This window comes from Lentimicrobium saccharophilum, from assembly GCF_001192835.1.
Lineage (GTDB): Bacteria > Bacteroidota > Bacteroidia > Bacteroidales > Lentimicrobiaceae > Lentimicrobium > Lentimicrobium saccharophilum.
Map to the genome: position 1 here is coordinate 148,633 of NZ_DF968183.1, position 13,414 is coordinate 162,046.

Here is a 13,414-nt window from a genome sequence, read left to right on the forward strand (position 1 = left end):
AATGATAACCATCGGAAAAAATCAGGGCTATGCACTTGTTTTAATACGTGCATGCCCTGCAAGCGCAATAGTATGGTGTATATCGGTATGCCAGACGCAAGCGGGTTATGAGTAGATGGTTATTCATTGTACTCAGCCATATTGCCTTTTGACCGCTGCTTTTTGCCAGCCAGCAACCGGAGTCGTTCTAAAATAAGATCTTTGTACTTAATCTGCAGAAAATGACGTTCATTTTCAAGCATATGATATTCTACGTAAGGTGAGTTGATCAGTCTTTCCCTGGCAAATTTCACATTTTCCGGAAGGATCAGTCTGTCTCTTGTGCCCTGGAACATGATCACGGGAGCCTTTATTTCAGGCCAGAGGGGCAACATTTCGGCAAGCGATTCGTAATGTGAAAGTTTTTCATCATTCGCAACCATGATTTTGGGCGGAAGTATCCTGCGGAAAAACCTGTGCCTGATCAGATAACTGATGTCGTAAGTGGTTTCCAGACCAGGAGCCAGCGAAGCGGATACGAGAACCACCCCGTCGACCTTTCCGGGCTTTTGCATGGCCATCTTGGCCGCAACGGTTCCGCCGTAAGAAGATCCGATAATGTAAAGCGGAGATGGAAAACCTTCTTTTTCGAGAATTTTCCACATCGCCCTGGCCTGCCTTCGCACCGACACTTCTGATTTTCCGGCATCCGATAATCCATAGCCGGGTCTGTCAGCTGCGATGATATTAGCCCATCCTGCAAGACTTGTGTCCTGATAATAAGTATTGTACACAGTCATGTCGCTGGGCGATCCGTGCAGAAAAAAAAGGGTGGGGAAGGAGTCGTTCCGGTGCAGGTGCATATATCCCAGGTTCCGGTCGTCAAATTTCAGCTCTTTAAAGCGCTCCTCCTGAAATGGAAAATTGTGTGAACCCGCTGTCTGACGGGTCTGCATGCAGGCGGTAAAACCCAGGAATATGAAAAGTGAAAATAGTAAAAGAGATTTGATGGTTTTGTTACGCATAAACATGACAGATTGAAATATATAACAAAGATTGTCAAATTAAAGTTTAACAACTGGTAAATCCTTGTTATAAAGCGTTGGTAAATTCTGCTTTGAATAAATTGTTCAGGCAGTGGGATCCGCAGCCAATGCGGCATTCTCTTCAATATTGCAGAATGCATCGGCCTGCTCAATCGATTTTGACAGGTCATTAATGAATCTGACCATCGGGCCACCGTCAATGACATCGTGATCAAGCAGAACAGTAACATTAAGAATGTCGCGGATAACCACCTCATTATTCACAACTACTGCTTTCTGAATTACCGAACCAATGCCAAAGGTTACCGGATGAACCGAAATCGGAATAAACCATCCGTTGATTTTTCTTATCATTCCAAGGGAGGTCACTGAAACACTGCCCATTTTGCTGAACGCGGTTTTGGGATGGTTCAGGATATACTGCCATATAAAACGCCGCATAAATCCGGGTAAACAGTAATAGATTGTTTCGGCCATGGTTTGCCTGCGGTGAAGCAACATGTCATTTCCGGAAATTTTCTGATTTCTGGCATTTTCAATCTCCCGGGTTATTTCAGGTATTGATTTCCCGTTTACTTTCTGAATCAGTAACGGAATGGGAACTTTCTCACCGTCAATCATTTTTTCTACAAGCATTGAGATATTGATGTCATCAAAACTGATGATCCTGCGCCTGCCAGCCCGAAATGAAGCCGCTTTGCCGTGTTTTGCAAGGGTGTTTCCGATCGATTTGAGTATCCACGCATTAAAAGAAACTGTTTTACCCGCTCTTTTTACTTCCCTGAGTTTTTTCCGGCCTTCGCTCACATCAAACTCAAGCAGGGCGCTGATATGGTGTTTTTTTTTGCCTGCCGACATTACATCGAAAGTGGCAATGCGCGATAACGGAAATCTGTGATATGTATGACCGGGCTTCATACGGGTTAAATTAATGGAACCAAAATTTAATAAGATAAAAGCGGAAAACCGCCTTAAGTCTGGTTTTTTCAACGGATTGGCCCCGGCTTTTATATAATCACCGGGGGTGAATTGAAGTTGCTGATTTATCCTGAAAGTTCAATAGTTCCTAGGAAAATTTCTGGATTAACTGAACATGGCCGGGTTCCTGTCAGGGTTCCGGCCATGCGCAGTTTGAAGATTAACTATTAATGTCAATGGCCGTTACTTCAGATAGGTGTCGAGCCAATTGAAGAATTCCCTTTGCCAGAGGATTGAATTTTGCGGTTTAAGTACAAAGTGCGTCTCATTGGGGAAGAACAGAAAGCGGCTTGGGATGCCCTTCAGCTGATTGGCATTGAATGCCTGCATGCCCTGTGTATAAGGAATCCGGAAGTCATATCCGCCATGCACTACCAGCATGGGTGTGTCCCAGTTGCCCACAAAGTTGTGCGGTGAGAAGTCATAGCTCTTCGGGCGGGGATTGTCATAGAAAGCGCCCTTGTAATCAAAATTGACAAAGAACATCTCCTCGGTTTCAAGGTACATGCTTTCAAAATTGAAGATTCCGCAATGAGAGATAAAGGTTTTAAAGCGTTTGTTGTGGTTGCCTGCAAGCCAATACACGGAGAAGCCGCCGTAACTTGCACCTACTGCGCCAAGCCTGTTTTCGTCCACCCATGGCTCTGCCGCAACTGAATCAATGGCCGTTAGGTAGTCCTTCATGTTTTGCCCGCCGTAATCACCGCTGATCTGATCGTTCCACTCCTGCCCGAAAGTAGGCAGGCCCCTGCGGTTAGGCGCTACCACCACATAATCGTTGGCAGCCATCATCTGGAAGTTCCAGCGGTATGAAAAAAACTGGCTTACAGCACTTTGAGGGCCGCCCTGGCAGTAGAGCAAGGCAGGGTACTGTTTTGCCGGGTCAAAATCAGGCGGAAGGATAACCCAAACAAGCATTTTCTTGCCGTCGGTAGTAGTGATCCAGCGTTTCTCCGATTTTCCGAGCTTTACATTTTTCAGGATGTGACGGTTGGTGAAGGTCAGTTGCTCCTCACTGCCGTCGGGCCTGACCCTGAAGACCTCAGTGGGAAGGTCATGACGCATTTTTGTAATAATCAGGTCGTTGCCATCTATGGCATAAGATTGTATGTCGTGATCTCCGCTGGTTAGCCGGGTAATCTTTTTTGAAGCGAGTTCCATTTTGTAAACCTGATAGGTGGCATGAATCCCGCTGATGAAGTAGAGGTATTTTCCGTCGGCACTGAAACTGAACTGGGATGAACTTTGGTCAAACCCTTCGGAAAGGTCCGTATAAACGCGGCTTTTGATGCTTACTGCCTGTCCTGCTTTGGGCTTCAGGTCTTTTTTTAGTTTCTCAAGTGCTTTCGGGTTAAATTCAACCATCATAATGCGGTCTTTGTCGGCTTCAAAGCCGGGAGTCTCCATACTGCGCCAGACCAACCTGGAACCATCCGGTGAAAACACCGGATCCTGGTCGTATCCGGGATTGCTTTCGCTCAGGTTTTCCGTGGTGCCTGAAGTAAGGTTGTACAGATAAATATCACTGTTTGTACTGACCGCATATTCCCTGCCTTTGAGTTTTTTGCAGGTGTATGCCAGTGCTTTGCTGTCGGGCGACCATACAATCTGCTCCATTCCTCCGAAAGGAGTCATCGGGCTGTCCCAGGGCTCGCCCGGCATAATGTCTTTCCCTTCTCCGGGTTTGCCATTATTGTAAGGCGCAATAAAAATATGACTGTATGCATAGTCGTGCCAGCTGTCCCAGTGCCGGTACATCAGGTCGTCGTAAATCAATGCATCGGCGAGGGGGAGGTCGGGATACCTGTCGTGAACATCCTGCTCGATTTTTACATCCTTTGTATATGCTATATATTGCATATCAGGTGAGTACAAAAAGCCATTGATGCCCCCTTCTATATTGGAGATCTGCTCTTTGTTCTCCCCGTGAGGTCCCATTTCCCATAATTGGACAGAACCTGACTCGGCCGAAAGAAACCCGATCTTTTTTCCATCAGGTCTCCATATGGCATTGAATTCACTGCCGGTGAATTCGGTTAACCGGCGCGGTGATTCCGCATTGGGATCCAGCTTATAGATATCCCGGTTTCCTTTATTGGTTTCCGCATTATACCAGGTAACACCGTAAATAATGCTTCCGCCCTGTGGGGCAAGCTGAACATCACCCACGCGGCCCAGTTTCCACATGGTTTCGGCTGTAAATCTTTCCTGTGCAAGGCCTGTAAAAGTCATGCCCGCCATTAAAAATGCAGACATGAACAATCGTAAATTTTTCATCTTCTGGATTTATTCGTTTGAAATGCTAAAGTAGGAAAATCCTCATTCAATCGGTCAATGCCGGTGAATATTCCCATCCCGATAGTAAAAAATTGTCCCGAAGATGGAAAATATGTCCTGAAATGGGATGTAGGTTTATAGACATTGTTTATAAATCTATGATAATGAATTGTATAAAATACTGGCGGGGAGTTTGATGTGTATTTAACGTCTGCGTAAATTCAGAACAGAAATCTCTATAGCTTTGCATTGAAAGATAAAACTGTATCAGGCAGATTACCGGATGAAATAAATTGAACCAGCAAGGTCGGAACCTGAAGTATGGGAATCAGAAAATTAATTAAACAGCCACGGCAGGCAAATGGCAATACATTACTGATTTGTATTGATCATAATGGAATCATCAATTCACTGGAGGGGCCGGTGATTCATCTTTTGGGTTATCAACCTGATTATCTGATGGGTAGAGTTTTCAGAGAGTTTATCCCTGATGAAGATGAGCACAAACTTAACTGCCTGTTTGATAACTGCACCGACCGCAGTGAATTCAGGGTGCGCCGAAGTGATGGAAGCCTGATGTATGCGGATGCCTTTGTTTACGATGTGTTTGACGATACACACACGCACCTTGGTTATTGCCTGAGAATTTACGATATGACTGCGCGTATGGCACAGATTAACAGCCTTATCGAAAATGAGGAAAAGTTTCTGGCCATTATTGACAATACAAGAGATATCATTTGTATATTCAGGGATCGTAAGATATTGTATATCAATGAAGTTTCGGTGAAAATGCTGGGTTATCCCAGAGAGGAACTTTACAGAAGGGATTATTTTTCTTTGTTTTCGGAAAATGACCGTGAACGTGTTGAAGAGTACGAACTCGTGAATAAGGATAAGCGGGCCGGAAGGTGGAACTTTATTGCCGAGCTGATTACGGCTGAAGGTAAAAAGCTGATCTGCGAGTTTGATATCAAATCAATTCGCTATGGAGGATCTAAAGCCTCCATGGCTGTGATTCATGATATAACTGATTATACGCTTGCCCTTGCGGAGCTTACACAGGCTAAGCAGGAGGCTGAGTCGGCGAATCGTATAAAGTCTGATTTCCTTGCGATGATGAGTCACGAGATCAGAACTCCGTTGAATGGGGTGATCGGGATGACGAATTTGTTGCTGAATACCGGATTGACAGCAGTTCAGCGGGATTACGCAGAGAACATACAGGCTTCCGGAGAGAATCTGATTTCAATTATCAACGATATTCTCGATCTGACCAAAATTGATTCAGGCAGAATGGAGCTTGAAAGTGAAGCGTTTGAATTGCAGGTTTGTATTGAGGATACCCTCGACCTGCTGGCATATAAAGCCATTGAAAAGCAACTGGACCTGCTTTATTTTATAGAACATGATGTTCCCACTGTATTAAAGGGAGATGTACTCAGGTTGCGGCAGATATTGCTGAACCTGGTGAGCAATGCCATTAAATTCACCAGTAGCGGAGAGATTTTTATTTCTGTTCAGCTGCTGGGTCAATCAGCGGATGAAGTTGAGCTGAAATTTCAGGTCAAGGATACCGGGATCGGTATTGATCCTGATAAAATAGCGCACCTGTTCGAGGCATTTGTTCAGGCTGACAGTTCAACGACCCGTAAATACGGAGGCACCGGGCTGGGCCTGGCTATTTCGAAACGCCTGGTAAGCCTTATGGGTGGCGAAATCTGGGCACAAAGTGAACCCGGTAAAGGCTCGGAATTCTTTTTTACCATTAAAGCGAAGACTTCACTGGTGGCCAAGCCCAGGCTGAGGGTAAAAGGGAATGTTGTGCAGTTGAAGGATCGCAGGGTGTTGATTGTCGATGACAATCAGACGAATTGCCAGATCCTTAAATTACATTTTGAAAGCTGGGGAATGAAGCCTGTAATCGCTGAATCGGGTCAGGCGGCGCTGTCAATGCTTGAAAACGAAAGCGCTTTCCATATTGCTGTTCTTGATTACCAGATGCCCGGGATGGATGGTATTCAACTGGCAAGAAAAATAAGAAGAATGGGCAGGTATGAAAAACTTCCCCTGATTTTATTATCTTCGTCAGGCGATCACGAACAGCATTCAGCCGGCCTCTTTGATGCCAGACTTCTTAAACCTGTCAGAATCAAAGGCCTGTTTGATGAGGTATTGCATATCATGACCGATATTGAAAAAAGAAGAAAAATGGCAGAACCTCAAACCAACCAGATAGATGTTAACCTGAGTCAGCGACTTCCTTTGCGTATACTGGTTGCTGAGGATAATCTGGTAAATCAGAAACTTGCCATTTCTTTGCTCAACCTTATGGGTTATAAGGTAGATGCCGTGCTCAACGGGGCTGAAGTGCTCAAAATTATGAATGAGAAAGAATATGACATTATCCTGATGGATCTTCAGATGCCTGAAATGAACGGCATTGAGGCAACAATCAGGATCAGGGAAATTTATCCTCCGGAAAAGCAGCCCCATATTATCGCCATTACTGCCAATGCCATGCTGGGCGACAGGGAAAAATGCCTTGAAGCCGGTATGGTTGATTATATGTCAAAGCCAATTAAAATTTTTGAGTTGCAGGCAGCCCTTGAGAAATGGGGTGCTTTGAAACTGGAAAGCCGGAAAATCGGTTGATGCTGTTTACCAATTGCGGAATTAAAACTTCAGAGTAATAACCTGCCCGGATCACAGCCAGGCAGGTTATTGCTTTTCAGGTCAAATTTATTCCCATTTGATGACCATTTTTGCGTCCTTCAAGGCAAATCCGGCATTCAGGGTTTTAAGGGGTTTATGCAAGTTCTCCAGATAGTGAGGGTCGCCCGGCTCTAATGCGTTGAAGAGGTCGGTGAGGCCTTTTGCAGCCGTAAGTTTTTCCCCGTCAAGCCAGAACCGGGTGCCATCCGGAAAGCCATGCAGAATCAGTTTGACTTCCCTGATTTGACTTGCTTTTGAACCAGTGGCCTTTTCAAGGACTACTTCATGGCGATCAGGATCAAAAGACATCCTGCGACTGTAAAAGTTGCCCTGCTCGTAATTATATGAAGTGCCGTCGTCTTCGTAATAAATAAAAGATGAATTATTGTGGCCATAAAAGATATGCAGGAAAAGGGTTCCCCCGGGGCTTTCTGCTGTGCTTTGCACCGGTTTCTGCATGGGGATTACGGAGCCTGCTTTCACATAAACGGGCAACTTATGCAACGGGGATTCTGCGATCACTTCGTTGTTCCCGTTCAGTTTTATCCCGCTGTGCAGATCATACCATTCACCGGCCGGCAGGTAAACTTTTACGAGATCTCGGGTGCTTTCAACCGGAGCCACAAGAATGGATGATCCGAAAAGATATTGATTCTGATAGGCATACTGGTAGATCTTATCATCGAAGGTATAATCAATCGCCAGACTGCGGGCAACCGGCATACCGTTGAGTGATGATTCGCGGAAGCAGCTGTATATATATGGCAGCAACTTGTATCGCAGTGTGATGTAATTGCGCGAGATGTTTTCAACCATTTCTCCGTACGCCCAGGGTTCTGCCTGGCGGGTGTCGTAATGGGTATGGCTTCTGAAGAAGGGACTGAATGCCCCGATGCCAATCCAGCGGGCAAAAAGGGCGGGGGAGGCATCTTTACTGAAGCCGCCCACATCAACCCCGGTAAAAGCTACCCCACTGAGACCGATGCTGTTTACCAGCCGGCATCCCAACATCATATGCTCGTCGGTTGCCTGGTTGTCGCCTGTCCACAGGGCGGTGTAGCGCTGCAATCCGGAGTAACCGGCACGGGTAAGGATCAGCGGCCGGTGGTCGTTCATCAGCTTTCGGGTGCCTTCGTAAGTGCTTTTCGACATCAGCAGACCGTATACATTTTTGGCTTCGCGGTAAGAAGTCTTCCTGCCTTCCCAGTCGAACTCTACCAGGTGTGGGGTGTAACCGTTGCCCCAGGAAGCAATTTCATTCATATCGTTCCAGAAACCTGTGACGCCGTCGTTCACCAGCCCCCTGAACTTTTCGCCCCACCATTCGCGGGCCGCAGGCTTGGTGAAATCGGGAAAGTGGCACCATCCGGGCCATACCTGAGCAGTGTAAACGGCTCCGTCTGGATATTTGGCAAATATATCCTTTTGAAGTCCGTCTTCATAAGCTTCATAGCCTTTTTCAACCTTAATGCCGGGATCCACGATCAATGTGGTATGGATGCCCATTGCTTTCAGATCTGAAAGAAGCTTTGCCGGATTGCTGAAACGGTCGGGATGCCAGGTGAAGATCTTGTATGCGTCCATGTGATGAATGTCGAGGTAGATCACATCGAGCGGAATCCTGCGGTCGCGGAAGTTCTGAGCGGTGTTCAATACTTCCGTATCAGGGAAGTAACTCCAGCGGCATTGCTGGTATCCCAATGCCCACAGTGGCGGCATGGTCATCCGGCCGGTGAGGTGGGTATATTGTTCCAGGATGCCTGCTACTGAAGGGGCGTGCATGAAGTAGTAGTCCATTTCACCGTCATCGGCGCTGAAAGAACTGAAACGGTCGTTGCTGGCTCCGAAGTTAAAGCGGCTGCGGTGGCTGTTGTCCATAAATATCCCGTAAACCAGGCTGTCGTGCATACCGATGTAAAAAGGTATAGTAACATAAAGGGGATCATCGTTGGGACCATACCTGGGATTGTCGGTATTCCAGTTGTCGTAAGCCGATCCGCGGCGGTCGAGGTTGCCGGTTTTTTCGCCCAGGCCGATGAAGCGTTCCCCATCAAGCAATTGTTTGTAGGTGGTGACTTCAGTGCCTATCCAGGCTGTTCCGAAGGCCGGATCGTCGGTGTTAAGCAGGCGGCCGTCAGGGTTGTAAAAACTGAAGCGTACGGGATTGCGGCTGATGTCGAGCCGCAGCGCATCCGTGCGCACTACAAGCCGGTCCTGTGTTTCCTCCAGTGTATAACCGGCTTCACCGGGATCGGCCACTACCGCGTATGAAAAGTCATTCCTGAAATCGTCCTTCACAATTCTGACCCGCACAATGCCGGATTCATAAACGGTAAGTTCGGCCCTGCCGTAATCTGTATTCAACAACAGCCTTTGCCCTTCCCTGCTGAAGGTGGTGAGATTGCCAAGACTCCTGCTGAGTGAACCCTGTGTAAATGCCTGACTCATAAGCAATGTAGATAACGCCAGTGTGAGTATTGTTTTCTTCATAAATCATATGTTTTTCCAAAACAGGCATTCTGCTGTTTCAGGATGAAATTTACCGGTATAACTGTTATCTGTAGTAAAGCTTATAGCCCCATGCCGGAAGTTCTGCTGAATCACCTTTTCTGAATCTGGTTTCTTCACCGGAAAACAGTTCGGTATATTTTCCTTTATAGGCTTTACCACTCAGGGTGAATGAGACAGGTTCGGGACTAAGGTTCAACAGTACGAAAACTTTATGGTTTTCCTTCTCGCGGATAAACGCAAATACTTTCTCATCTGCATCCGTGTTGATCCTGAGCCAGTTTCCGCCCCAGGGGCCATTGTACAGGGCAGGGTTTGTCTTTTTCAGGTTCAGGATGGTTTTGTAAAATCCGGTCATGCTGTAATTGCCCCATTCAACAGGATCTTTCTCGAAAAATTCCAGCCGCTTGTTGAGACCGGCCTCCTGCCCGGTATATACCAGCGGCATCCCTGGAACGGTGGCGGTAAGCACATAAAAAGCCTCAACCCCGTCACCCAGTCTTTCAGACTCGGTTCCGTTCCATGAGTTTTCGTCATGGTTCGTAATGAAATACATACGGTAGGCTCCTTCGGGATAAAGGGTGTCGTTCTTCTTCAGATAGGTTTCTATGTCGTTTGCATTGGCTTCACCTTTGGCAATTTTGTTTTTGATGTTATGAAATTCCCATCCGTACGACATGTCGAAAGCAGTGTGCAGCCAGGGTTTTTCACCTTCGGCCAGCATAAACACCGGTTTGATTTTGTCAAGTTCCTTCCTGACATTGTCCCAGAATGTTGCAGGAACAAGCTCTGCAACATCACAACGGTATCCGTCAATATCAAACTCCTTTACCCAGTATTTCATGGCTTCTAGCATGTAGTCGTTGGTTTCGTTGAATTCGTAATTGAAAGCTACAACATCGGTCCAATCGTAAGGAGAAATCATATTGCCAACCGAGTCCTTTTTATAATAATCTGGATTTTCAGTTACCAGCGGATTGTCCCAGGATGAATGATTGGCAACCCAATCCAGAATCACATACATCCCCGCTTCGTGGGCTTTCTTTACCAGTCGCTTAAAGTCTTCAGGCGTGCCGAATTCAGGATTAATCCCGTAATAATCTTTGATGGAGTAATAGCTGCCCAGGGTTCCTTTGCGGTTTAACTCTCCGATAGGGTGGATGGGCATAAGCCAGAGGATATCTGTTCCAAGTTCCTTAAGCCGCGGCAACTGGGATTCAACGGCAGCAAAGGTGCCTTCCGGAGAGAACTGTCTGATGTTCACTTCATAAATACTCAGGTTTTTACTCCATTCCGGATGTTTCACCTGCCCCGGATCCTGGCCGGCTGCCCCGGAATCTTTTGCCTGTTTGCAGGATGACAGGATGCTTATCTGGGTTAAAACCAGTAAAGTGAAAAGGACTGAATTTCTGATTTTCATTGATGTGTTTTTAAGTTTCGGAATATTGGCTTTCATACACAAAGATAAACATTCTGGTAATTTCCGGGATCGATGATGCCTTGACTTATAAATGAATTACCCCTGTAATTCAGCCTGATTAATACTATTCGATAATATCAGGTAAACAGGATGGGAGAGAACAGGGTATTATTTCTAAAATCAGGATTGATGACTCCGGCTGCCTGCAAGACCAATTAAGCCCCGGTACATTTTGAGGAAGGGATGGGATTCAGCAGGTCTGTCAGATACTGATCATAGAATGGCCTTGCCGATTCCGGATCCCGGTGTGGATGAATTTTTATTTGATTCAAAAAAAATCAGGCCACGCTGGTTGAACGTGGCCTGATCTGAGTGTAAGAAAATTTTAATTTGTGCTGAAAAGGTCGTCTTTCAGTTTTGAATTGACTTTGATGCTGAGCACTTTAAGGTCGATTGTTTGCGGACCCATTTGCTGACTGATGGCAAAGGGGAACCTGACGCCGTTTACTTCACGGTAATCGCCAAACGTGGCAGTGCCCTGTTCACTCAGTTCTTTAACTTTTAGTCCTGATTTGGCATCGAAAAACTGGGTTGATTGTTTGCCGGATGGATAGGTCAGTATAAGGCGATAACATTCCACACCGTCAATTTCTTCGATACCTTCAAGGGTTAAGTTGACCCCAAGTCTTGCATAATGCAATTCCTGATTCATTTCGGCTTCCACTTTCATATCTTCAAGTTCATTGCCTTCGAGCACTTTATTTTCTCCTCCCATCGGAGAAATAAGTTTAGCGGTAGTACCGTCAAATACCATTTTCTGGAAAACCATTTCACCGGCTCCAACCTTCATCATATACTTATTGGGAGACTTTCGGTAAAAATCAAATCCGATGGTCATGCCCTGCATGGTGGTGCTTGCCATCATGGTCATGTCCTTGATTTTATTCAGGGCTTTTTCGCCGCCAATTGCATTGATGTATGATTTCAGCACGTTTTCGGCGGTCATACCTTCGGGAGCTGGTTTTACCCTGGTGTTAGGATCGTATTCCTTGCCGTTGAAATCGTAATACTTAATCGCTTTGCCTCCTGTGAATTGTCCGAGCCTCGGGGCAATTTCAGCAGCCTTGCCAACCGCCAGTATATATGCGTTTTCGGGCTTAATATATTTGCCGGCCACCGCTTTGACATCTTCTGCACTGACAGCGGCAAGGTTTTTCATATAATTGGCGTAATAATCAGCGTCAAGTCCGTAACGGGCTGTACTGATTGCAAAATTCGCGACGGTCTGGGGGCGCTCGAGTGAAAGGGCAAAATTACCGTTCAGGAAGTTTTTTACCAGGTTCAGTTCATCTTCCGGCACCAATTCTTCGCGGATGCGGCGCATTTCATAGAACACTTCATTGATGGCGCTGTCGGTGACAGAATTCCTGATTTCCGTGTTGACATTGAAGCGGCCGGTAAGTTTATCCGTATTGAGCTGTGAATAAGCTCCATAGGTATACGCTTTGTCCTCGCGAAGGTTATTGAACAGCCTGAATGTGCCGCCTCCGAGTATGGTATTCATCACCCGTGCTTTGATGGCATCCTCCGATCCGGGTTTCAGATCCACCGGATAGCCGATTCTGAGCGCTGTCTGAACTGCATCGGGGCGGTCAACAATGGCGACTGTATTGGATGCTGGCAATGCCGGTGTTTCAGGCGTATACTGGATTACATCCGCTTTTTCCCAATTGCCTAAATATTTCTGCATAAGTTCCATTGCCTCGGCCTTGGTGATGTCACCGACAATGGCCATATACCCGATATTCGGCCTGAAAAACGCCTGGTAAAAAGCCCGGCAGTGGTCTACACTGATGTTTTCAACTGATTTTTCAGTCATAGATTCCCCGTAAGGGTGGGCTGCACCGTAAACCAATTGCTTGCTGATCCTGTCGCTGATTGCTTCCGGATCATTTTCCTGCGCTTTCAGTCCCGAAATGGCCTGGGTCTTCAGTTTGGCAAGTTCCTCTTCTTTAAAGGAAGGATTCATCAGGACATCCGCCATCAGCGTCAGCAATTGACCGTTGTGCTTTTTGAGCGCGGAAGCATAAATTCCTGTTGAAGAAGTGCTCAGGTCGGCACCGATAAAGTCAATGGCTTCATCCAGTTCATCCTTTGTCAGGTTGGTTGTGCCGGTACGCAGCATCTGGCCGGCGAAATCGGCCATTCCTGCCATATTGCCTTCGGGTACGGGATTGTAGTCCAGGATCAGGGAATAAGAAACCCTGGGAATTTTATGGTTTTCAACAACAAAGACCTTCAGGCCGTTCTCCAGCTCAAAACTTTCATATTTTCCGATATTGATCACCGGAGCCGGGGCCGGCTGCGGACGGACACTTCTGTCAAGTTTTTCTGTTTTTCCGCCGGATTTCCCCGTTTTTACCTGTGCATTGAGGAACTGGGGAAGTACTGCAAATGCTGTTGCAATAATAATTATGATCAGTTTTTTCAT

The 13,414-nt window shown here is 46.4% G+C and carries 7 protein-coding genes; 1 reads left to right on the top strand and 6 read right to left on the bottom strand.

Annotated features, from left to right (window positions below; all coding sequences use genetic code 11):
* Positions 1 to 119 precede the first annotated feature (119 nt).
* From TBC1_RS12480 to TBC1_RS12490, 3 genes are all read right to left on the bottom strand, one after another.
* Positions 120 to 1,004 (bottom strand): alpha/beta fold hydrolase, encoded by an 885-nt coding sequence (locus TBC1_RS12480; protein WP_062043407.1) that lies wholly within the window; start codon positions 1,002 to 1,004, stop codon positions 120 to 122.
* A 105-nt stretch (positions 1,005 to 1,109) separates the two neighbouring features.
* On the bottom strand, positions 1,110 to 1,943 hold the full coding sequence (locus tag TBC1_RS12485) for a 2-oxo acid dehydrogenase subunit E2 (protein ID WP_062043410.1): 834 nt from the start codon (positions 1,941 to 1,943) through the stop codon (positions 1,110 to 1,112).
* Positions 1,944 to 2,186: 243 nt separating this feature from the next.
* Positions 2,187 to 4,280 (bottom strand): S9 family peptidase, encoded by a 2,094-nt coding sequence (locus TBC1_RS12490; RefSeq protein ID WP_062043412.1) that lies wholly within the window; start codon positions 4,278 to 4,280, stop codon positions 2,187 to 2,189.
* Positions 4,281 to 4,601: 321 nt separating this feature from the next.
* Here TBC1_RS12490 and TBC1_RS12495 point away from each other — a divergent pair, with 321 nt between their 5' ends.
* A complete protein-coding gene (locus tag TBC1_RS12495; RefSeq protein ID WP_062043416.1) occupies positions 4,602 to 6,935 on the top strand; it encodes a PAS domain-containing hybrid sensor histidine kinase/response regulator in 2,334 nt (777 codons plus the stop codon).
* Between the two features lie 87 nt (positions 6,936 to 7,022).
* Here the strand turns inward: TBC1_RS12495 and TBC1_RS12500 are convergent, their stop codons facing one another.
* The 3 genes from TBC1_RS12500 to TBC1_RS12510 all read right to left on the bottom strand — a co-directional run bounded on the left by TBC1_RS12500 (position 7,023) and on the right by TBC1_RS12510 (position 13,414).
* Entirely contained in the window at positions 7,023 to 9,485 is a 2,463-nt protein-coding gene (locus TBC1_RS12500) for a glycoside hydrolase family 31 protein (RefSeq protein ID WP_082189622.1), read from the bottom strand.
* A 64-nt stretch (positions 9,486 to 9,549) separates the two neighbouring features.
* A complete protein-coding gene (locus TBC1_RS12505; RefSeq protein WP_082189692.1) occupies positions 9,550 to 10,923 on the bottom strand; it encodes an alpha-amylase family glycosyl hydrolase in 1,374 nt (457 codons plus the stop codon).
* Positions 10,924 to 11,308: 385 nt separating this feature from the next.
* The gene (locus tag TBC1_RS12510) at positions 11,309 to 13,414 is read right to left on the bottom strand and encodes an insulinase family protein (RefSeq protein ID WP_062043422.1); all 2,106 of its coding nucleotides are present in this window, start codon (positions 13,412 to 13,414) and stop codon (positions 11,309 to 11,311) included.

Excerpts from the sequence above, each read along its gene's own strand:
- TBC1_RS12500 (WP_082189622.1), bottom strand. The coding sequence starts at position 9,485 with ATGAAGAAAACAATACTCACACTGGCGTTATCTACATTGCTTATGAGT.
- TBC1_RS12480 (WP_062043407.1), bottom strand. The coding sequence starts at position 1,004 with ATGCGTAACAAAACCATCAAATCTCTTTTACTATTTTCACTTTTCATA.
- TBC1_RS12485 (WP_062043410.1), bottom strand. The coding sequence starts at position 1,943 with ATGAAGCCCGGTCATACATATCACAGATTTCCGTTATCGCGCATTGCC.
- TBC1_RS12490 (WP_062043412.1), bottom strand. The coding sequence starts at position 4,280 with ATGAAAAATTTACGATTGTTCATGTCTGCATTTTTAATGGCGGGCATG.
- TBC1_RS12510 (WP_062043422.1), bottom strand. The coding sequence starts at position 13,414 with ATGAAAAAACTGATCATAATTATTATTGCAACAGCATTTGCAGTACTT.
- TBC1_RS12495 (WP_062043416.1), top strand. The coding sequence starts at position 4,602 with ATGGGAATCAGAAAATTAATTAAACAGCCACGGCAGGCAAATGGCAAT.
- TBC1_RS12505 (WP_082189692.1), bottom strand. The coding sequence starts at position 10,923 with ATGAAAATCAGAAATTCAGTCCTTTTCACTTTACTGGTTTTAACCCAG.